The 19,684-nt window shown below is 73.3% G+C and carries 20 protein-coding genes; 11 read left to right on the top strand and 9 right to left on the bottom strand.

The features are described 5' to 3' along the window. Positions 1-30 precede the first annotated feature (30 nt). Entirely contained in the window at positions 31-1,902 is a 1,872-nt protein-coding gene (locus tag HN031_RS10755; RefSeq protein WP_172269728.1) for an alpha-amylase family glycosyl hydrolase, read from the top strand. A 9-nt stretch (positions 1,903-1,911) separates the two neighbouring features. Then, a complete protein-coding gene (locus HN031_RS10750; protein WP_172269726.1) occupies positions 1,912-3,120 on the top strand; it encodes a DUF4032 domain-containing protein in 1,209 nt (402 codons plus the stop codon). On the opposite strand, the gene HN031_RS10745 is transcribed toward HN031_RS10750, so the two are convergent. From HN031_RS10745 to cysS, 3 genes are read right to left on the bottom strand one after another with little or no spacing between them, the layout of a single operon-like run. Next, positions 3,104-4,612, bottom strand: coding sequence for a metallophosphoesterase (locus HN031_RS10745; RefSeq protein WP_172269724.1), 1,509 nt, complete (start codon positions 4,610-4,612; stop codon positions 3,104-3,106). The two genes, HN031_RS10750 and HN031_RS10745, sit on opposite strands and share 17 nt — an antisense overlap. 10 nt (positions 4,613-4,622) lie before the next feature. Beyond that, a complete protein-coding gene (gene rlmB / locus HN031_RS10740) occupies positions 4,623-5,582 on the bottom strand; it encodes a 23S rRNA (guanosine(2251)-2'-O)-methyltransferase RlmB (protein WP_172269722.1) in 960 nt (319 codons plus the stop codon). Position 5,583: 1 nt separating this feature from the next. Next, positions 5,584-6,984: a cysteine--tRNA ligase gene (gene cysS, locus HN031_RS10735; RefSeq protein ID WP_172269720.1), complete on the bottom strand. Its 1,401-nt coding sequence runs from the start codon at positions 6,982-6,984 to the stop codon at positions 5,584-5,586. Between the two features lie 92 nt (positions 6,985-7,076). Between cysS and HN031_RS22315 the strand changes: the two genes are divergently transcribed. Further along, the gene (locus tag HN031_RS22315) at positions 7,077-8,279 is read left to right on the top strand and encodes a C39 family peptidase (RefSeq protein ID WP_172269718.1); all 1,203 of its coding nucleotides are present in this window, start codon (positions 7,077-7,079) and stop codon (positions 8,277-8,279) included. Between the two features lie 15 nt (positions 8,280-8,294). On the opposite strand, the gene HN031_RS10725 is transcribed toward HN031_RS22315, so the two are convergent. Beyond that, positions 8,295-9,815, bottom strand: coding sequence for a molybdopterin-dependent oxidoreductase (locus HN031_RS10725; RefSeq protein ID WP_367650731.1), 1,521 nt, complete (start codon positions 9,813-9,815; stop codon positions 8,295-8,297). Between the two features lie 37 nt (positions 9,816-9,852). On the opposite strand from HN031_RS10725, the gene ispF reads away from it, so the two are divergent. Together ispF and HN031_RS10715 are read left to right on the top strand one after the other, a co-directional pair. Next, on the top strand, positions 9,853-10,338 hold the full coding sequence (ispF, locus tag HN031_RS10720) for a 2-C-methyl-D-erythritol 2,4-cyclodiphosphate synthase (protein ID WP_172269714.1): 486 nt from the start codon (positions 9,853-9,855) through the stop codon (positions 10,336-10,338). Then, positions 10,338-11,033 carry a 2-C-methyl-D-erythritol 4-phosphate cytidylyltransferase gene (locus HN031_RS10715; RefSeq protein WP_172269712.1) on the top strand — a complete coding sequence of 232 codons (696 nt, stop codon included), beginning with the start codon at positions 10,338-10,340 and terminating at the stop codon, positions 11,031-11,033. The genes ispF and HN031_RS10715 overlap by 1 nt, the downstream gene beginning before the upstream one ends. Here the strand turns inward: HN031_RS10715 and HN031_RS10710 are convergent. Both HN031_RS10710 and HN031_RS10705 read right to left on the bottom strand, forming a co-directional pair. Then, complete coding sequence (locus HN031_RS10710; protein ID WP_322424952.1) at positions 11,002-11,484, bottom strand: 2-C-methyl-D-erythritol 4-phosphate cytidylyltransferase; 483 nt, start codon at positions 11,482-11,484, stop codon at positions 11,002-11,004. The two genes, HN031_RS10715 and HN031_RS10710, sit on opposite strands and share 32 nt — an antisense overlap. Positions 11,485-11,597: 113 nt before the next feature. Next, a complete protein-coding gene (locus HN031_RS10705; protein ID WP_056602200.1) occupies positions 11,598-12,083 on the bottom strand; it encodes a CarD family transcriptional regulator in 486 nt (161 codons plus the stop codon). A 167-nt stretch (positions 12,084-12,250) separates the two neighbouring features. Here HN031_RS10705 and HN031_RS10700 point away from each other — a divergent pair, with 167 nt between their 5' ends. The 3 genes from HN031_RS10700 to HN031_RS10690 are packed head-to-tail and all read left to right on the top strand — an operon-like array spanning position 12,251 to position 14,184. Continuing rightward, the gene (locus tag HN031_RS10700) at positions 12,251-12,949 is read left to right on the top strand and encodes a UbiA family prenyltransferase (protein WP_172269710.1); all 699 of its coding nucleotides are present in this window, start codon (positions 12,251-12,253) and stop codon (positions 12,947-12,949) included. A gap of 21 nt (positions 12,950-12,970) precedes the next feature. Then, positions 12,971-13,444: a hypothetical protein gene (locus tag HN031_RS10695; protein ID WP_172269708.1), complete on the top strand. Its 474-nt coding sequence runs from the start codon at positions 12,971-12,973 to the stop codon at positions 13,442-13,444. Then, complete coding sequence (locus tag HN031_RS10690; protein ID WP_172269706.1) at positions 13,441-14,184, top strand: phosphoglyceromutase; 744 nt, start codon at positions 13,441-13,443, stop codon at positions 14,182-14,184. The genes HN031_RS10695 and HN031_RS10690 overlap by 4 nt, the downstream gene beginning before the upstream one ends. Before the next feature lie 37 nt (positions 14,185-14,221). Here the strand turns inward: HN031_RS10690 and phoU are convergent, their stop codons facing one another. Continuing rightward, entirely contained in the window at positions 14,222-14,872 is a 651-nt protein-coding gene (gene phoU, locus HN031_RS10685) for a phosphate signaling complex protein PhoU (RefSeq protein ID WP_172269704.1), read from the bottom strand. A 120-nt stretch (positions 14,873-14,992) separates the two neighbouring features. Between phoU and HN031_RS10680 the strand changes: the two genes are divergently transcribed. From HN031_RS10680 to HN031_RS10670, 3 genes are all read left to right on the top strand, one after another. Then, the gene (locus HN031_RS10680; RefSeq protein WP_172269702.1) at positions 14,993-16,213 is read left to right on the top strand and encodes an ATP-binding protein; all 1,221 of its coding nucleotides are present in this window, start codon (positions 14,993-14,995) and stop codon (positions 16,211-16,213) included. Beyond that, on the top strand, positions 16,210-16,887 hold the full coding sequence (locus HN031_RS10675; RefSeq protein ID WP_172269700.1) for a response regulator transcription factor: 678 nt from the start codon (positions 16,210-16,212) through the stop codon (positions 16,885-16,887). Before HN031_RS10680 ends, HN031_RS10675 begins: the two co-directional genes overlap by 4 nt. Positions 16,888-16,961: 74 nt before the next feature. Further along, on the top strand, positions 16,962-17,882 hold the full coding sequence (locus tag HN031_RS10670) for a DMT family transporter (protein WP_322424956.1): 921 nt from the start codon (positions 16,962-16,964) through the stop codon (positions 17,880-17,882). Positions 17,883-17,915: 33 nt separating this feature from the next. Here the strand turns inward: HN031_RS10670 and HN031_RS10665 are convergent, their stop codons facing one another. Together HN031_RS10665 and mshA are read right to left on the bottom strand one after the other, a co-directional pair. After that, positions 17,916-18,416 (bottom strand): YbjN domain-containing protein, encoded by a 501-nt coding sequence (locus HN031_RS10665; protein ID WP_172269698.1) that lies wholly within the window; start codon positions 18,414-18,416, stop codon positions 17,916-17,918. After that, positions 18,413-19,669, bottom strand: a complete 1,257-nt coding sequence (gene mshA / locus HN031_RS10660) for a D-inositol-3-phosphate glycosyltransferase (RefSeq protein WP_367650730.1) — start codon at positions 19,667-19,669, stop codon at positions 18,413-18,415. The genes HN031_RS10665 and mshA overlap by 4 nt, the downstream gene beginning before the upstream one ends. Positions 19,670-19,684: the final 15 nt, after the last annotated feature.

Here is a 19,684-nt window from a genome sequence, read left to right as displayed (position 1 = left end):
GGCCATCCTAGGTGAGGAACAATCGCGCCCGTGAGCCTCCTCCACCTCCCCCACCACGACGGCTCCCCGCTGCACGTCTCGCACGAGGCGCCCACGCTGGGGCAGACCGTCACCGTCCGCGTGCGGACCACCGTCCAGGACCCGGTCGAGGAGATCTGGCTGCGCACGACGTACGACGCCGAGCCGGTCTTCCACCCCACGACCGCGACGGCGGCGGGCGACGTGGTGTGGTGGGAGGCGCAGCTGCCGGTGCACAACCCGGTCACCCACTACCGCTTCCTCCTGGTGCGCCCGGCGCCGGACGGCGAGGGCGCGACGGAGGGCGAGCAGGAGTGGCTCACCGGCTCGGGGATCGTCGGCCACGACGTCCCGGACGCGACCGACTTCCGGGTCGCCGCCTTCCCGCCGGCCCCCGACTGGGGTCGCGACGGCGTCGTCTACCAGGTCTTCCCCGACCGCTTCGCCCGCTCGGCGGCGGCCGACGAGCGCGAGGCCCCGGACTGGGCGCTCCCCGCCGAGTGGGACGACGAGGTGGTCTTCGAGGGCAGCGACCCGCGCACGCCGATGCAGCTGTTCGGCGGCGACCTGGACGGCATCACCGAGCACCTCGACCACGTGGCGGCCGTGGGCGCCGACATCGTCTACACGACGCCCGTCTTCCCGGGCGAGAGCAACCACCGCTACAACGCGACCACGTTCACCCAGGTCGACCCGCTGCTCGGCGGGGACGAGGCGTACGCCCGGCTCAGCACCGCGGTGCACGAGCGGGGCTGGCGCATCCTCGGCGACCTCACCACCAACCACACCGGCGACACCCACGAGTGGTTCCTGGCCGCCGCGGACGACCCGGAGGACCCGCACCGGTCCTTCTACTACTTCGACGAGGACGGCACCTACGCCTGCTGGATGGGCCACGGCACGCTGCCCAAGATCAACCACGCCAACCTCGACGTCCGGCACGCGATGGTCGAGGGCCCGCACTCGGTGGTCGGGCGGTGGCTGCGCCCGCCGTACGACGTCGACGGCTGGCGCATCGACGTGGCCAACATGACCGGCCGGCTGGGCGACATCGACGTCGCCCACGAGGTCGCCCGGGCCGTGCGCGCGACCGCCGCCGAGCTGCGCGACGACCCGTGGGTCATCGGCGAGCACAACCACGACGCCACCGGCGACGTCGACGGGGACGGCTGGCACGGCACGATGAACTACTCCGGCTTCTCGTGGCCGGTGTGGTCGTGGCTGCGCGACCCGGCCTCCCCCGCTCGCGCGTTCGGCCGGCCACTGCCGGTGCCCCGGCGCGACGGCGGCGCGGTCGTCGACACCTTCCGCTCCTGGCAGGGCACCCTCGGCTGGCGCGCCACCTCGTCGAGCTGGAACATCCTCGGCTCGCACGACTCCGCCCGGATCCGCACCGTGGTGGGCGGCGACTGCGCGGTGCACCGCGTCGCGGCCGGCCTGCAGTTCACGATGCCGGGCGTGCCGATGATCTTCGCCGGCGACGAGATCGGCCTCGAGGGCGTCAACGGCGAGGACGCCCGGCGCACCATGCCGTGGCACCGCCGGGACGAGTGGGACACCCGCACCCTGACGACGTACGCCGACCTGGCCACGCTGCGGCGAGAGCACCCGGCCCTGCGGCGCGGTGGCCTGCGGTGGGCGCACGTGGAGGCCGACACCATCGCCTACGTGCGCGAGCACCCGGACGAGTCCGTCCTCGTCGTCGCGCGCCGGGCCGCCGGCGGAGGCTTCACCCTCCCGCTGGGGGCGGCCCGCCACGTCTTCGGCTCCGAGCCGGGCGGCAGCGACCTCGCGGCCGCCGACGGAACGAGCACAGGCTCCGGCATCGAGGTCCCCGCGACCGACGGCCCGCGGTTCGACGTCTGGGTCCTCGACGAGGAGTAGCGTCGCCCCATGGCCATGCGGATCGTCGCCAGCCGGCCCGACCCGGCGATCCTCGGGCTGCCCTGGGACACCTGCCTGGAGGAGTGGCCCGACGACGTCGTGGTCCCGCTCCCGCGGGGACTCTCGCGCCACGTGGTCCGCATCGTGCGCCTCGGCGAGCGCGTCTACGCGGTCAAGGAGACCAACGACGACATCGCCTTCCGCGAGTACCGCATGCTGCGCGACCTGCAGCGGCTCGGGCTCCCGGCGGTCACGCCGCAGGGCGTCGTCACCGGACGCGAGGGCCGCGACGGCGACGAGCTGCCCGCCGCGCTGATCACCCGCCACCTGCAGTTCTCGCTGCCCTACCGCAGCCTCTTCAGCCGCGGGATGACCGCCGAGCACGTGCCGACCCTCATCGACGCGATCGTCGTGCTGCTGGTGCGCCTGCACCTCGCCGGCTTCTACTGGGGCGACGTCTCGCTGTCCAACGTGCTCTTCCGCCGCAACGCCGGCGAGTTCGCCGCCTACCTCGTCGACGCCGAGACCGGCGAGCTGCACGACGCGGTGAGCGACCGGATGCGGGAGTACGACATCACGGTGGGCTGCGAGAACATCTTCGCCGAGCTGATGGACCTCAGCGCGAGCGGCGCGGTCCAGCGCCCGATCGACGGCTTCGCCATCATCAGCCACCTGCGCGAGCGCTACGAGGCGCTCTGGAGCGAGCTGACCGACCTCGAGGAGTTCCGCGCCGAGGAGATGTGGCGCATCGAGCGCCGCGTCGAGCGGCTCAACGACCTCGGCTTCGACGTCGACGAGCTCGACATCGTCACCGACCTCGGCGGCGAGACCATCCGGATCCAGCCGAAGGTCGTCGACCTCGGCCACCACACCCGCGAGATCCAGGCGCTCACCGGCATGACGGTCGAGGACAACCAGGCCCGGCGGCTGCTCAACGACCTCGCCTCCTTCACCGCGCACCACGACCTCGGCCGCGAGGACCGGCACCTGGTGGCCAGCCGGTGGATGCACGAGATCTTCGAGCCGATCATGGCGATGATCCCCCCGGACGCGACCGGCAAGCTGGAGCCGGCGGAGGTCTTCCACGAGATCCTCGAGCACCGGTGGTACCTCTCCGAGCAGGCCGGGCACGAGGTCGGCATCCACGAGACGGCCCGCGACTACATCGACCGCTACCTCACCGCGAAGCCCGACGAGGTCATCACGGGAGAGGAGTGACCGGGCTCCAGTCGCCGACCAGCCACGACCCGTCGGTGCGCAGGCGCACCCACTGGAGGCCGGCCGGCCGACCGTCGGCGTACGTCACGAGGCTGACGTCGGCGTCGCGCCGCGGCTTGCTGCCGATGGCGATGGCGTACGCCGCCCCGCCGGTCGTGCCGTTGGTCCAGGTCCAGCCGGTGGCGCCGTCCTCGCCCTCGACGGCGTCCGGGCCCGCCTGCACGTGGGTGTGCCCGCCGAGCACGAGGTCGACGCAGCCGCGGCGGAGGGCCTCGCGGCCCAGGTTGGCGTCGTGGACGAGCACGGTGCTCACGCGCTCGCCGTCCTCGACCGCGGAGCAGGCCGCGTCGGCGAGGCGCTCGCCGACCTCGTCGAAGCTCAGCCCGGTCTCGTCGCGCCAGCTGCCCAGCCCGCTGCTGCGGGGGTCGTCGACCCCGAGGAGGGTGCCGCCCCACGGGGCGTCGACGACCTCGCCGTCGAGCATCGTCCAGCCCTGGTCGGCGAGGTAGGTGCTGACGAAGGGGCCGTTGTCGTGGTTGCCGGCGACGGCGTAGCGGTCCCAGTCGTCGAACGTGGCCGAGAGCGAGTCGAGGCTGAACGCCTCCCACGGCTGGCCGGTGGAGGTGTCGTCACCCGCGTCGAGCACGACGCTCGCCCCGGCGGCCTCGCCGATGGCGCGCGCGACGCGGTCCATGCCGATGTTGTCGTGCCGGTCGCTGACGACCAGGGCCACCGTCTCCCCCTCCTCGGGCTCACGCACGTCGAGGTCGGCCGCCCCCTCTGCGGCGGCGGAGTAGAACTCCTTGCTGCGGTCGTAGGTGTCGATCGCGCTCAGCACGAGCCGCTTGCTCTGCGTGGTGACCGGACCGACCCGCACCTCGACGTCGCGCACCTCCTCGGGGAGGACCACGTCGGGGCCGGCGAGCTCGGCCAGGGTCTGCCAGGCGCCCTGCTCCTCCTGGGTCTCCTCGTCCGCCTCCCACGGCTGCCACACCAGCACCGGCAGGACGAGCAGGAGCACGAGCGCGACGATGCCCTGGCGCGACCGGATGCCGCGGAACAGCTCGCCGCGCCGGTGCCGCCCGAGCAGCAGGTAGACCGCGACCGGGACCAGCCCCACGGCAAGACCCCGGAGCGCGGCGGAGACCGCCATGTCGACCACGACGTCCTGCACCTTCTCGACGGGCGCCGTGGGGTCGCCCGCGATGAGGGCGTAGCGCTCGACGAGCTCCTCGACCGAGCCGACCTCGGTCTTGCCGAGCGCCAGGGTCACCCCGACCGGACCGACGTCGCGGATCCGGAGGTCGGGCAGCAGCGGGCCCGTCTGCACCACCGCGTCGTCGGCCAGCGTCGGGCGTACGACGGTGTCGTGGCCGACGAGCACCACCGTCCGGCTGCTGGTGAGGAACAGCGAGACCGCCACGGTGACGCCGAGGGCGACGGCCAGGCACGCCAGCAGCACCCCGACCAGCACGCGGCGGGGCAGGCTCATCCGGCTGACGTCATGCCAGGCGGGCCTGGGAGATGGCGTAGAGGGCGACCGAGGCGGCGACGCCGGCGTTGAGGGACTCGAGCTGGGCGGCCATCGGGATGGAGACGATCTGGTCGCACGTCTCGGCGACCAGCCGGCTGAGGCCCTTGCCCTCCGAGCCGACGACCACGACGAGCGGGCCCTCGGCGAGGCCGCCCGGCGCGACGAGCTCGGGCAGCGAGAGGTCGCCGTCGGCAGCCAGGCCGACGACCATGCAGCCGGCCTCCTGGTAGGCCTTGAGCTGGCGGGTCAGGTTGACGGTCTGGGCGACCGGCAGCCGGGCCGCGGCGCCGGCGCTGGTCTTCCACGCCGACGCGGTCATGCCCGCCGCGCGGCGCTCGGGGATCAGCACCCCGTGTGCGCCGAAACCAGCGGCGGACCGGATGACGGCGCCGAGGTTGCGGGGGTCGGTGACCTGGTCGAGCGCCACGACGAGGGCCGGCTCCTTGAGCTCGTCGGCCCGGTCGAGCAGGTCGTCGGCGTGGGCGTACTCGTAGGCCGGCAGCCGGGCGGCGAGGCCCTGGTGCACGGCGCCGTTGGTCATCCGGTCCATCTCGTTGCGGGTGACCTCGAGCAGCCGGACGCCCTGCTCGGCGGCGAGCTTGAACGCCTCGCGCAGCCGGTTGTCGCGCTCGGCACCCTCGGCGACGTAGAGCGCGGCGACCGGGACGCCGCCCTGGAGGAGCTCCACCACCGAGTTGCGGCCGGCCGCCCACTCGGCGTCGGACGTCGTACGCCGCTTGGGCCGGGTCGTCTTGTCGCGCTCGGCACGCTTGGCGGCCTTGTGCGCCTGGTGGTAGGGCCGGTCCTTGGCCTTGGGCGTCGGGCCCTTGCCCTCGAGCCCGCGCCGGACACGGCCGCCGGAGCCGGCGGTGGGGTTGCCCTTGCCGGTCTTCTTGATGGCGCCCTTGCGCTTCGAGTTGCCTGGCACGTCACACGCTCCACTTCGGGCCGGTCGGGGTGTCCTCCACCTCGACGCCGGCCGCCTTGATCTGGTCTCGGATGGCGTCGGCGCGCGCCCAGTCCTTGGCCTCGCGCGCCGCCGCCCGCTCGGCGAGCAGTCCCCGCACGAGCGCGTCGACGACCTCGGTCAGCCGGTCGTCGGAGCCGCCGGTCGCCCAGGCCGCGTCGGCCGGGTTGAGCCCCAGCACGTCGAGCATCGCCAGCACCTCGCCGAAGCGCAGCGACAGCGCCTCGGAGGGCCCGTCGGCCAGGAGCCGGTTGCCCTCGCGGACGGAATCGTGGATCACCGCGACCGCGGCGGGCGTGCCCAGGTCGTCGTCCATCGCCTCGACGAACGCGTCCGGCAGCGCCGCGAACCAGCTGCCGACCACGGGCGCCGCACGGTCGAGGAAGTCCTCGATGCGGCGGAACCCCTTGGCTGCCTCGTCGAGCGCCTCGAAGGAGAACTCGACGTGGGAGCGGTAGTGCGCCGCGACCATGTAGTAGCGCAGCTCGATGCCCCGCACCCGCTCGAGCACGGACGGGATGAGCAGGGAGTTGCCGAGCGACTTGCTCATCTTCTCGCCGGCGGTGGTGATCCAGGCGTTGTGCAGCCAGTAGGACGCGAACTCGCGGCCCGCGGCGCGGGACTGCGCCTGCTCGTTCTCGTGGTGCGGGAAGCGCAGGTCGACGCCGCCGCCGTGGATGTCGAAGGCGGGGCCGAGGTACTTGCCGGCCATGGCGGAGCACTCGATGTGCCACCCGGGCCGACCGCGGCCCCACGGCGAGGGCCAGGACGCCGTCTGCGGCTCCGACCCGGTCTTCCAGCCCTTCCACAGGGCGAAGTCACGCGGGTCGCGCTTGCCGCGGGGGTCGGCGTCGCCGGCCGGCTCCATGTCCTCGAGCCGCTGGCGGGTGAGCTCGCCGTAGGTGGGCCAGCTGCGGACGTCGAAGTAGACGTCGCCGCTGCCGTCCTCGGCGGCGTAGGCGTGGCCCCGCGCGACGAGCTCCTCGATCAGCTCGACGATCTCCGGCACGTGACCGGTGGCGCCGGGCTCGTAGGTCGGCGGGAGCACGTTGATGGCGGCGAGGGCGGTGTCGAGCTCGCGCTTCATCGCGGACGCGAGGGCGTACCAGTGCACGCCCTGCTGCTCGGACCTGGCCAGGATCTTGTCGTCGATGTCGGTGACGTTGCGGATGAAGTCGACCTCGTAGCCGCTCGCGGCCAGCCAGCGCCGCAGCACGTCGAAGTTGACCGCCGAGCGCACGTGGCCGACGTGCGGCTCGGACTGCACAGTGAGGCCGCACACGTAGATCCCGGCCCTGCCCGGGACGAGGGGTGCGAAGTCGCGCGTCTCGCGCGTGGCGGTGTCGTGGAGCCTCAGGGTCACCCACCAAGTCTAGGGCGCGCGGGAGGATCCACCCCTTCGGCGAATCCTGTGACTCCTGTGACCGGTGGGACGAGTCGGGTTATCGTCGGGCGGTGCTCCGACGCCGCGCCGCCCTCGCCCTCGCCCCCCTCCTGCTGGGCGGCCTGCTCGCGCCTCCCGTGGGCGCCGCGACCGCCGACCCCGGCCGCCGGGCGGTCCCGCAGGTCCAGCTGACCTCCTGGAGCAGCTACGCCGACCTCAAGGCCGGCAGGCGGGCGGGCCTCAAGCTCGGGCGCGGACAGGTCTCCCTGCTCGCCCCCGCCCCCCGGACGGTGGCCGGCAAGGCCTACGAGGCGGGCACCTGGACCTCGCCGTGGGCCGCGCCCGGCTTCGACGCGACGGCCCTGGTCCCGAGCTGGGAGGCGACGACCCCCGGTCGCAGCCTGGTGCGCATCGAGGTGCGCGGACGCGGCGCCGACGGTCGCACCGGCAGCTGGGACACCCTCGCCGACTGGGCCCGGACCAACCGCCCCGTGCCGCGCACCACCTACTCGGGCCAGGCCGACGACCTCGGCCGGGTCAGCGTCGACACCTGGTACGCCACGAGCACGGTCAGCGCGTGGCAGGTCCGGGTGACGCTGATGCGACCGAAGGGCTCGAGCCTGGCCGTCAGCCTGGAGCGCGTGGGGGCCGTCGCCTCCGCCGACGCCTCGGCTCCGCGCCCGACCTCGACCCCCGGGCCGGGCGTCGGCACCGTCCTCGACGTGCCGACGTACTCCCAGATGGTGCACAGCGGGCACTACCCGCAGTGGGGCGGTGGCGGCGAGGCCTGGTGCTCCGCGGCCTCGACCGCCATGGTCCTCGCCCACTACGGCATCTCCCCCACCCCGACCGGCGTCGCCGCCGGGCACGCCGACCCGGTGGTCGACCACACGGCGAAGATGGTCTACGACCACGGCTACGACGGCACGGGCAACTGGGCCTTCAACACCGCCTACGCCGCCACGCTCGTCGGCGGCGACTCCTACGTCACGCGGATGCGCGACCTGCGCGAGGCCGAGGACCACATCGCCGCCGGGGTGCCGCTCGTCGTGTCCGTCGCCTTCGGCCGCAACCAGCTCACCGGCGCGCCGATCTCCTCGAGCAACGGCCACCTGCTCGTCATCGTCGGCTTCGAGGCCGACGGCGACGTCGTCGTCAACGACCCGGCCGGGGCCACCAACGGCGAGGTGCGGCGCGTCTACGACCGCGCGGAGCTCGAGCGGATCTGGATCGCCGCCTCCGGCGGGACGGCGTACGTCATCCGCAACGGCTGAGCGGCCCCGCGGGCCTCACGCCGACGCGCTGATCTCGATGGTGTGCAGCCCGGTCGAGCCGTCCGGGTCGGGCGAGCGCAGCACGCTCGTCTGCGTGGCGCCGTCCTTGCCGACGGCGCGCACCCGGACCTCGTGGTCCCCCTCGGGCACGTCGACCGTGAGGGCCCACTGGACCCAGGTGTCGACCGAGGGCACCTGACCGAGCTCGGCGCGGCCCCACGCGCCGCCGTCGACCTGGACCTCGACCGCCTCGATCCCCGTCTGCTGGTGCCAGGCGACGCCGCCGAAGGTGACCTCACCGGCCGGGACCTCGTCACCGGAGCGGGGGACGTCGATGCGGGAGGCGATCTTGACCGGTCCCTCGGCGGACCAGCCACGGGTCGTCCAGTAGCCGACCGAGTCGGCGAAGGTGCTGACCTCGAGGTCGACCACCCACTTCGTGGCCGAGACGTAGCCGTAGAGCCCCGGGACGATCGTGCGGACCGGGAAGCCGTGCTCGATCGGCAGCGGCCGCCCGTTCATCGCCACGGCGAGCATGGCGTCGCGCTCGTCGGTGAGCGCCTCCAGCGGGGTCGCACACGTCCAGCCGTCGTGCGAGGTCTGCAGGACGCAGTCGGCGTCGGCGGAGACGCCGAGGTCGGCGAGCAGGTCCGCGATGCGTACGCCGCTCCAGCGCGCGTTGCCGACCAGGTCGCCGCCCACCTCGTTGCTCACGCAATTGAGCGTGATCCAGGACTCCGTGACGGTGCGCGCGACCAGCTCGGAGTAGGTCAGGGTCAGCTCCCGCTCGACCATGCCGTGGATGCGCAGCGACCAGTCCTCGGGCTCGATGGCAGGCAGCGCGATGGTGGTGTCGATCCGGTAGAAGTCCTCGTTGGGCGTCTGCCACGGCGCGACGCCGGGCAGGCCGAGGGAGGTCGCCGGCGGCGCCTGCCGCCGGGTGACGCCGGGGATGCGGAGCAGGCGGCGGCTCACCTCGACGTGGCGACGGCCGGCGCCGACGAAGCGGCCGGCGACGGCGATGCCGAGCGAGGCGACCGAGATCGCGCCCGCCACCATGAGGAACACGCGGCGCTCGCGCGACTCGAGCTCCGGTCGGCGCCGCGCCCGCAGCAGTGCGTCGGTGAGGGCGGAGTGGACCGTGACCCAGGTGAGCAGCCCGACCACGACCGGGGCCGCGTCGATGGGGGCGGAGCCGCGCTGCCCCATGACGGCGGCCAGGCCGACAGCGCCGAGCGCGACCCAGACCAGCACCGGCTGCCACCAGCCCCGACTGGCCAGGGTGCCGGCGCCGGCGAAGCAGGCGAGGAGCAGGAGGAGGATCCCGATGACCAGCGCGGGCTTGTCGAGCGTGCCGAGGAGCGAGATGGCGCCCTCGGTCACCGCGTCGGGGGCGAGCCGGATGACCTGCTCGGCCACGGCCACCACCGGGGACTCGCGGATGGTGAGCACCATCGCGGTCGCGTAACTGGTCGCCAGCCCGGCGAGCCCGGCAAGGACTCCGGCCAGCACCCAGGGCGGTCGGCGAGTGGTCACCCGACCATTGTGACGGGGCGTCGGGCATGATGCCGACGTGACCACCCCCCTCGCCGGCGCGCGGATCGGCATCGGCACCGACGTGCACCGGCTGGTCCCCGGCGTCCCGATGCACCTCGCGGGCCTCGCCTGGCCCGACGAGCCGGCCGGGCTCGAGGGCCACTCCGACGCGGACGTCGCGGCCCACGCGGCCTGCGACGCGCTGTTCTCCGCCGCTGGGATCGGCGACCTCGGCAGCAACTTCGGCACCTCGGAGCCCGAGTGGGCCGGGGCGTCGGGCGCGACCCTGCTGGCCGAGACCGCGCGCCGCGTGCGGGCGGCGGGCTGGGAGATCGGCAATGTCGCCGTGCAGGTGATCGGCAACGTGCCGCGGCTCGGCCCTCGCCGTGAGGAGGCCGCCGCCACGCTGTCCGCCGCCGTCGGCGCCCCCGTCACCGTCTCGGCGACCACCACCGACGGCCTCGGCCTCACCGGACGCGGCGAGGGAGTCGCCGCGATCGCCACGGCCCTGGTCACCGGCTGATGTCGACCGCGGTCGTCATCCTCGCCGCGGGCTCCGGCAGCCGGGTGGGCGCCGAGGTCAACAAGGTGCTCCTCCCCCTGCTCGGCGCCCCCGTCCTCGTGTGGTCGGTGCGCGACGCGCTCGCGCTGCCGGACGTACGCCGGCTCGTGCTCGTGGTGCGTCCCGAGGACCGCGCGGCGGTGGCCGACGCGGTCGCGCCGCACCTCGGAGAGCGCGAGGTGGTGCTGGTCGACGGCGGCGCCACCCGCCACGCCTCGGAGTGGGCCGCCCTGCGGGTGCTGGCCCCGGACATCGAGTCGGGCGAGGTGGACGTCGTCGCGATCCACGACGGTGCCCGGCCCCTGGCGGGCGTGGTGCTGTGGGAGCGGGTGCTGGACGCCGCGCGCGAGGTGGGTGGCGCCATCCCGGTGGCCCCGGTGCGCGCCCTGCTGCACGCCGACCTCTCCGTGGTCGACGGGGCCGTGGGCGCCGTGCAGACGCCGCAGGCCTTCCGGGCCGGCGAGGTGCTGGCGGCGTACGCCGCTGCGGAGGCCGACGGGTTCGAGGCGACCGACACCGCGGGGTGCGTCGCGGCCTACCGCGGGCTCGACGTCGCCGCGGTCCCGAGCAGCGCGCTCAACCTCAAGGTCACTTTCCCCGAGGACGTGGCGCTCGCGGCCGGGATCAGCCCCGGTCGCGGCCCTGGGCGGTCGTGAGGGCCTCCAGGAGCCGGACGTCCTCGAGCGAGGCCACGCGACGCCCCTGCGGCGGGGCCTGCCGCGTCTCGACGCGGTGACCGTCGGCGGCGAGGTCGGCGACCGCCTGCGCGAGGTCGGACGCGGGCCGGCGGGCCAGCGCCGCCAGGACGACCGCGGGGATGACGAGCGGTGAGGCGACGGCGAGCAGCTCCTCGCGGTCGAGGGTCTCGCCCACCACGCCGTCCGCCACCGCCTTGACGGTGTCGGTGACCGGCCGGGTGCCGACCACCGGCCGCCCGGTCTCCCGGGCCTGCTCCAGGCAGTCGGCGATGAAGCCCGGCGGCGTCATCGGGCAGAGCGAGTCGTGCAGCACGAGGTCGAGACCGGCCTCCGTGAGCTCCGGCCAGGTGACCGAGGCGTCGACGAGGTCGACCCCGGACTCCCCGAGCGCCCACGCGGCGCACGCCACCAGCGCCTCGCCCTGCAGCAGCGCGAAGGGCAGCGAGCCGCGGTCCTCGTCCAGAACGAGACCGAGGCCCCTGGGGATCTCGTCCCAGGGGCCTCGGTCGGTGTCGTTGCTGCTCAGGAGGCGAGCACCTCGTCGAGCATGGCCTCGGCCTTGTCCTCGTTGGTCTTCTCCGCCAGGGCCAGCTCGGAGACCAGGATTTGGCGCGCCTTGGCCAGCATCCGCTTCTCGCCGGCCGACAGACCGCGGTCGCGCTCGCGGCGCCACAGGTCGCGCACGACCTCCGACACCTTCATGACGTCGCCGGAGTGGAGCTTCTCCAGGTTGGCCTTGTAGCGGCGCGACCAGTTGGTCGGCTCCTCGACGTGGGCGGCACGCAGGACGTCGAACACGCGGTCGAGGCCCTCCTTGTCGACGACGTCGCGGACACCGACGAGGTCGAGGTTGCAGGCCGGCACTCGGACCACCAGGTCCTGCTGGGCGACAATCCTCAGGACGAGGTACTGCCGGTCCTCTCCCTTGATCGTCCGCATCTCGATGTCCTCGATGACAGCGGCCCCGTGATTGGGATAGACGACCGTTTCGCCAACGGTGAAAGTCATATGTTCAGTTCCCCTTCCTAGGTGACCATTCTAACACGGGTTCGAATCTCCTCCGAACGCGTTTGCGCAGGTCAGAGGGCACTTCCGGGCTTGACAGAACGCGGGTCTCTGTGGTCCTGCCCGACCGCGGGCCGGCCGCAGGAAGGTGCTCGGCCATACTTCGGACCATGGCGACGACCCCGGCGCTGGCCCTCCTCCGAGCCGCCCACCCGCGCCAGGCCGTCGGCACCGCGACGGCCCTCGCGGCCGCGGCCGCCGTCGCCGGGAGGCCGCTGCGCGAGGTCGCGCTCGTGCTTGCGACGGTGCTGGTCGGACAGTCGGTCCTGGGCTGGGCCGACGACCTAACCGACCGGGGTCGCGACGCCCGTCGGCGTCCCGACAAGCCGCTCACCTCCGGTGCGCTGGAGGCCGGGACCGTCTGGTTCGCGATCGCCTGCGGGGTCCTGCTCGTCGTCCCGCTCGCGGTGGCCCACGGCCGCCGGGCGGCGACGGCGTACCTGGCCCTCCTGGCGCTCTCGGCGATCGGCGACCGCCTGCTGCACGCACGGCCGCTGTCCTTCGTCCCGTGGACGGCGAGCTTCGCGCTCTACCCCGCCTTCCTGGCGTACGGCGGCTGGAACGGCGTCGGCGTCACGACGCCGCCCACCGCGGCGGTGGTCGCCCTCGCCGCGGCCCTCGGCCTGGGCGTCCACGTGCTGCTGGCGCTGCCGGGCCTGGTGGACGACCACGAGGAGGCAGAGCGGTCGCTCCCGATGCTGCTCGCGCTGCGCACGGGGACGCCGCGGCTGCTGCTCGTGGCGAGCGTGTGGACCACCCTCGTCGTCCTCGGCATCCTCATCGCAGGGCGCACCGTCGGACTGACCTGAGCCGACGCTAGGCTGTGCGCCATGCAGCAACGACTCATCGCGACCGCCGCTGCGGTTCTTGCGCTCGCCGCTCCGCTGTCCTCCTGTGGCTTCGACTACGCCACCGACCGGGAGTACACCGTCAACAGCGCGGCGGACAACCGCCAGGCGCTCGTCGACGTCCTCGGAGCGGTGGTCGTCTCGGGCCAGGAGGGCTCGGGCACCTTCGTCGCCTCGTTCTCCAACAACGACGACACCGAGGAGCAGAGCTTCACCGGCGTCGGGGGCGACGAGGGCGAGTCGATCACTGCAGCCGAGTTCGAGCCGGTGGCCATCCCGGCCGGCGGCTTCGTCAACCTCGCGGAGCCCCCGGTGGGCATCGTGCTGACCGGCGAGTTCACCGCCGGCGACTTCGTCCCGCTGGCGATCGAGTTCGGCAACGGCGAGACCGTCACCATGAAGGTCCCCGTGATGCCCGACGACAGCGGCTACTGGGAAGGTCTGGACGTCTCATGACGCACACGTTGGTCCTGCTCCGCCACGGCGAGAGCGAGTGGAACGCCAAGAACCTCTTCACCGGCTGGGTCGACGTCGCGCTCACCGAGAAGGGCCGGGCCGAGGCGGTGCGCGGCGGCCAGCTCATCCGCGAGGCCGGGCTCACCCCCGACGTCGTGCACACCTCGCTGCAGCGCCGCGCGATCAACACGGCCGCGCTGGCGCTCGACGCCGCCGACCGCCACTGGATCCCGGTGAAGCGCAGCTGGCGCCTCAACGAGCGCCACTACGGCGCCCTGCAGGGCAAGGACAAGAAGCAGACGCTCGAGGAGTACGGCGAGGAGCAGTTCATGCTCTGGCGTCGCTCCTTCGACGTCCCGCCGCCGCCGCTCGACGACGCCGACGAGTACTCCCAGGCCGGCGACCCGCGCTACGCCGACCTCGGCGACGAGCTCCCGCGCACCGAGTGCCTCAAGGACGTCATCGCCCGGTTCCTGCCGTGGTGGGACGCCGAGATCGTGCCCGACCTGCAGAGCGGCAAGACCGTCCTGGTCGCGGCCCACGGCAACAGCCTGCGCGCCCTGGTCAAGCACCTCGACAAGATCAGCGACGAGGAGATCGCCGGGCTCAACATCCCCACCGGCATGCCGCTGGTCTACCGCCTCGACGAGGACCTGCGCCCGACGGTCGCCCGCGGCGAGTACCTCGACCCCGAGGCGGCGGCAGCAGCCGCGGCCGCGGTCGCCAACCAGGGCCGCTGAGTCCGGGCAGCTGAGCCGGGGCCGCTGGGCCCCCGGCTCAGTCGCGGGGCGGCAGGTCCCCGGTGACCACGAAGACCACCCGGTTCGCGACCGACACCGAGTGGTCGGCGATGCGCTCGTAGTAGCGGCCGAGCAGGGCGATGTCGACCGCGGCCTCGACGCCGTGCTGCCAGTCGGTGGAGAGCAGCTCGGTGAAGCTGCGGCGGCGCAGCTGGTCCATGACCTCGTCGTCGCGGCCGAGCTCGATGGCGGCCTCGACGTCGCGGTCGACGATGATGCCGCGCACGCGACGCACCATGTCCTCGGCCGTCTCGGCCATCCGCTCCATGGTGGGTCGCAGCTCGTCCGGCACCGCGACGGCGGGGACGCGCAGCCGAGCGATCTTCGCGACGTGCACCGACAGGTCGCCCATCCGCTCGAGCTCGCTCACCATGCGCAGCGCGGACACGATCATCCGGAGGTCGCCGGCGACGGGCTGCTGCAGCGACAGCAGGGCGAACGCGGTGTCGTCGACGCGCTCGCGGGCGGCGTCGATCGCCTTGTCGCCGCTGATGACCTGGTCGGCGGTGTGGATGTCGCCGGTCATCAGGGCCTTGGTCGCCTCGCGCACCGCGACCTCGACCTGCCCGCAGATCTCGGAGAGGTCGGCGAAGATGCCGTCGAGCTGGTCATGGAAGGCCTCACGCATGCCGCCACCCTAGGGAGCCGAAGCGAACACACGTACGTGCCCGATGAACGGCGCGTGAACAGTCGGCGCCCGGTGTCCAACCCGTCTGGACGGTCGTGCCGGTTGCGTACGATGGTGGGCGTGGACCCGACGATGCAGGCTGGTCTGGCCGCGATCGTCGGGGCCATCGTCGCCGGCGGTGCGGTCCTCGCCTGGCACATCAGCGAGCGCCAGCGCCACACGCTGCCCGCCGCGGAGGAGCCGGTCGTGCAGGCCGGCGTGGCCGCCGTGCTCAGCATCCTGCGCTCGAGCGCGATCGTGGTCGACGCGTCCGACCAGGTCCTCAAGGCCTCGGCGCCGGCGTACGCCTTCGGGCTGGTGCGCGGCAGCACGGTCGTGGTCCCCGAGCTGCTCGACGTCGTCGCGCAGGTGCGCCGCGACGGTCAGATCCGCGAGAGCGAGCTCGAGATGCCCGCGGCCGCCGGCGGCATCGACCGCACGCTGACCGCGCGCGTGGCGCCCCTGGGCGCCCGGCTCGTGCTGGCCCTGGTCGAGGACCGCACCCGCGAGAGGCGCGTCGAGGCGGTGCGCCGCGACTTCGTGGCCAACGTCAGCCACGAGCTCAAGACCCCCGTCGGCGCCATCCGGCTGCTGGCCGAGGCGGTCACCGACGCCGCCGACGACCCGGAGGCGGTGCAGCGCTTCGCCAACCGGATGCTCAAGGAGAGCGACCGGCTCTCCAAGCTCGTGCAGCAGATCATCGAGCTGTCCCGGCTGCAGGGCCACGACCCGTTCGAGACGCCGGTCATGGTCGACCTCGACGCCGCCGTCGCCACCGCCGTCGACACCAGCGCGATGGAGGCCGCCGCCAAGCAGATCACCGTCGAGTCGCGCGGCCAGCACGGCCTGGAGGTCTTCGGCTCGCAGGAGCAGATCGGCGCCGCCATCAGCAACCTGGTCGCCAACGCCGTCGCCTACTCCAACAGCGGCTCGCGCGTGGTGGTCACCACCCGCTCCGAGGGCGAGCAGATCCAGATCAGCGTGGTCGACCAGGGCATCGGCATCCCCGCCGAGGACATCGACCGGATCTTCGAGCGGTTCTACCGCGTCGACCCCGCCCGGCACCGCTCCACCGGCGGCACCGGCCTCGGGCTGGCCATCGTCAAGCACGTCGCGGCGACCCACGGCGGCGACATCTCGGTGTGGTCCGTGCAGGGCCAGGGCTCGACGTTCACGTTGACGCTCCCCCGCAACGCCGAGACCGACCAGGGCTCCGGGCGCACGCCCGTCGAGCTCGTCGTGCCGGCACGGCCCGCCACCACGTCCACCCCACGCAGGAACCAGCAGGAGGTACGCCCGTGACACGGGTACTCGTCGTCGAGGACGAAGAGAGCTACAGCGACGCGCTCGCCTACATGCTCCGCAAGGAGGGCTACGAGGTGGCCATCGCCGCCGACGGCAACACAGCCCTCACGGAGTTCGATCGCTTCGGGCCCGACATCGTGCTCCTCGACCTGATGCTCCCCGGCATCCCGGGCACGGAGGTGTGCCGCCAGATCCGCCAGACCTCCTCGGTCCCGGTCATCATGGTCAGCGCCAAGGACGACGAGGTGGACAAGGTGGTCGGGCTCGAGCTCGGCGCCGACGACTACGTCACCAAGCCCTACTCCCCCCGCGAGCTCGTGGCGCGCATCCGGGCCGTGCTGCGGCGCGGGCACGAGCCGGACCTCATGCCCGACACCCTCGAGGCCGGGCCGGTGCGGATGGACGTCGAGCGGCACGTGGTGACGGTGGACGGCTCCGAGCAGCGGCTGCCGCTCAAGGAGTTCGAGCTGCTGGAGATGTTCCTGCGCAACCCGGGGCGGGTGCTGACCCGCGGCCAGCTGATCGACCGGGTCTGGGGCTCCGACTACGTTGGCGACACCAAGACCCTCGACGTCCACGTCAAGCGGCTGCGCGCCAAGCTCGAGCCCGACCCGGGCGAGCCGAAGTACCTCGTCACCGTGCGCGGGCTGGGCTACAAGCTCGACCTCTGAGGCACGGCGGGATGTCGGCGTTCGGCGTCCGAAAACCGCTGGCGCCCGGTCATGACCGTACCTAGCCTTGACTCGTGACAACCACGACGCAGTCCCCCACCGGCGCACCCGGCGAGACCGGGGCACCGCCCGCCTGGCTCCCCGTCGCGGCCGGTGGCGTCACGCTCGTGATGTGGGCCTCGGCGTTCGTGGTGATCCGCCACGTCGCCCACGACGTCAGCCCGGGCGCGCTCGGCTCCGGCCGGCTGCTCGTGGCCGCGCTCGTCGTCCTGCCGCTGGTCCTGCGCCACGGCTGGGTCCGTCCGACGCGGCGCGAGTGGACGCTGCTCGCCGTCGGCGGGATCGGCTGGTTCGGCGTCTACAACCTGGCGCTCAACGCGGGTGAGCGGCACGTCGATGCCGGCACGGCGGCGATGATCATCCAGATCGGCCCCGTCATCGTCGCGCTGCTCGCGGTGCCGCTGTTCGGGGAGCGTCTCCACGGCTGGCTGCTCGCCGGCATGGTCGTCGGCTTCGCTGGCGTCGCGGTCATCGCCCGTGGGTCCTCCACCGAGGCCGGTGCGAGCGTGCTGGGCGTGCTGCTCGTGCTGCTCGCGGCGGCGATGTACGCCGTCGGCGTGCTGACGCAGAAGGTGCTGCTGCGCCGGCTCCCCTCGGTGCAGGTGGTGTTCGTGTCGTTCCTCATGGGCGCGGTGGTCTGCCTGCCCTTCTCGGGCGACCTGCCGGGCATCGTCGCCGACGGCGGTGCCGAGCTGTGGTGGATCGTCTACCTCGGCGTCCTGCCGACCGCGGTCGCGTTCACGACCTGGGCCTACGCCCTCACCCACACCGACGCGGGCGCGCTGTCGCTCACCACGTTCCTGGTGCCCGGCATCGCGACGCTGATCGCCTGGCTGACGATCGACGAGGTGCCGCCGTCCCTGACGTTCGTCGGCGGGGCGCTCGCGATCGTCGGCGTGCTGATGACCCGGCGCAAGCCCCGCGCCGGGGCCTAGGGGATCCGGGCGCCGGTCCTCACGGCTGGGAGGTCACGGCTGGGCCTCGAGCCAGCCGCGGAACGCCTCGAGGTTGCGGGTCGACTCCCCGCGGGAGGTCCGCCACTCCCACTCCTTGCGGATCGAGGAGGCGAAGCCGAGCTCGAGGATGGCGTTGAAGGACTCGTCGGCGTTCGCGAGCACCGAGCCGAGGATCCGGTCGAGCTCGTCGGCGCTGACCGCGGCCAGCGGCAGCCGGGCCTCGAGGTAGATGTCGCCGTGGCGGTCGACGGCGAAGGAGACGGCGTACATCCGCAGGTTGCGCTCGAGCAGCCAGCGGTGGACGCGCGCGTGGTTCTCGTCGGGGTTGCGGCACACGAAGGCGTGCACGCCGAGCGCGTGCGGGCCGACGTCGAGGCGCACGGGGGTCTGCAGCTTCTTCTCGCCCGGCAGGGTCAGCGAGAAGCGGGCGCCGGGGACGCCCTCGCGACTCGTCTCCTCGTGCTCGATCTCGTTGTCGGCGAGGTAGGCGCGGATCGTCTCGACGGCGCTCATGAGGCCATCTCAGCACGCATCCGGCCGGCGGCGCGCTCGTAGGCCTTCAGCGTCAGGGCGGCGGTGTGCTCCCACGAGAACTCCTGGGCGTGCGCCACGGCACCGCGTCCGAGCCGCTCCACGAGCGCCGGGTCGTCGACGAGGCGGCGGAGGCTGGCCGCCCAGTCGCGGGGCTCGTGGGTGGCGACCAGCAGGCCGCTGACGCCGTCCCGCACCACGGTGGTGAGGCCACCGACCGCGGCCGCGACCACCGGCGTACCGGTCGCCTGCGCCTCGACGGCCACCAGGCCGAAGGACTCGTTGTAGGACGGCACCGCCACCGCGGTGGCCGCCGAGGACCACACGGCCAGCTCGGCCTGCGTGACCGGCGGGACGAAGCGGACCACGTCGCTGATGCCGAGGTCGGCGGCCAGGTCGGCAAGGGAGGTGGGGTGCTCGAGCCCGGAGCCGGAGGGGCCGCCCACCACGGGTACGACGAGGCGCCCCCGCAGCGACGGGTCCTCGTCGAGCAGCACCGCCACGGCGCGGAGCAGCACGTCGGGCGCCTTGAGCGGCTGGATGCGGCCCGCGAACAGCAGCACGACGGCGTCCTCGGGAAGGCCCAGCTCACGGCGGGCCTCGGCGCGCCCGCGGGGGGCGAAGACCGACAGGTCCACCCCGGGGTGGATCACCTCGACCGCGTCCGGGCTCGCCTCGTAGAGGTCGACCAGCTGGCGCGCCTCGGTGTCGGTGTTGGCGACCAGCAGGTCGGCGGCCTCCACCACCTGCTCCTCGCCGATGACGCGCGACAGCGGCTCGGGGGTGTCGCCGGCGGCGAGCGCCTCGTTCTTGACCTTGGCCATGGTGTGCATGGAGTGCACGAGCGGCACGTTCCACCGGTCGCGGGCCAGCGCCCCGACCTGGCCGGAGAGCCAGTAGTGGGAGTGCACGGCGTCGTAGTGCCCGAGCGGCTGCATCGCCTCGGCTCGCAGCACCTCGCGGGCGAAGGTGCACAGCTGGCCCGGCAGCTCGCCCTTGGTGAGGCCCTCGAAGGGCCCGGCGGCGACGTGGCGCACCAGCACCCCGTCGGCGGCCTCGACGACCTGCGGCAGCGCCGAGGACGTGGCGCGGGTGAAGACGTCGACGTCGATGCCCTGGGCGGCCAGCCGCTTGGAGAGCTCGATCACGTAGACGTTCATCCCCCCGGCGTCACCGGTGCCCGGCTGGTCCAGGGGAGAGGTGTGCAGGCTGATCATCGCCACCCGCTCGCCCACGCTGCCTCCTGTGTC

Origin of the sequence: Nocardioides sp. zg-1308 (assembly GCF_013155375.1) — a bacterium.
GTDB lineage: Bacteria > Actinomycetota > Actinomycetes > Propionibacteriales > Nocardioidaceae > Nocardioides > Nocardioides renjunii.
The sequence above is the reverse complement of the archived record's forward strand: the minus strand, read 5'-3'. Positions and strand labels throughout refer to the sequence as shown.

Bases quoted from the DNA above. Each gene is read 5' to 3' on its own strand.
- HN031_RS10665 (WP_172269698.1), bottom strand. From the start codon at position 18,416: ATGAGCGCCGTCGAGACGATCCGCGCCTACCTCGCCGACAACGAGATC.
- phoU (WP_172269704.1), bottom strand. From the start codon at position 14,872: ATGCGTGAGGCCTTCCATGACCAGCTCGACGGCATCTTCGCCGACCTC.
- HN031_RS10695 (WP_172269708.1), top strand. From the start codon at position 12,971: ATGCAGCAACGACTCATCGCGACCGCCGCTGCGGTTCTTGCGCTCGCC.
- HN031_RS10745 (WP_172269724.1), bottom strand. From the start codon at position 4,612: ATGAGCCTGCCCCGCCGCGTGCTGGTCGGGGTGCTGCTGGCGTGCCTG.
- HN031_RS10715 (WP_172269712.1), top strand. From the start codon at position 10,338: ATGTCGACCGCGGTCGTCATCCTCGCCGCGGGCTCCGGCAGCCGGGTG.
- HN031_RS10705 (WP_056602200.1), bottom strand. From the start codon at position 12,083: ATGACTTTCACCGTTGGCGAAACGGTCGTCTATCCCAATCACGGGGCC.
- HN031_RS10750 (WP_172269726.1), top strand. From the start codon at position 1,912: ATGGCCATGCGGATCGTCGCCAGCCGGCCCGACCCGGCGATCCTCGGG.
- HN031_RS10700 (WP_172269710.1), top strand. From the start codon at position 12,251: ATGGCGACGACCCCGGCGCTGGCCCTCCTCCGAGCCGCCCACCCGCGC.
- HN031_RS10690 (WP_172269706.1), top strand. From the start codon at position 13,441: ATGACGCACACGTTGGTCCTGCTCCGCCACGGCGAGAGCGAGTGGAAC.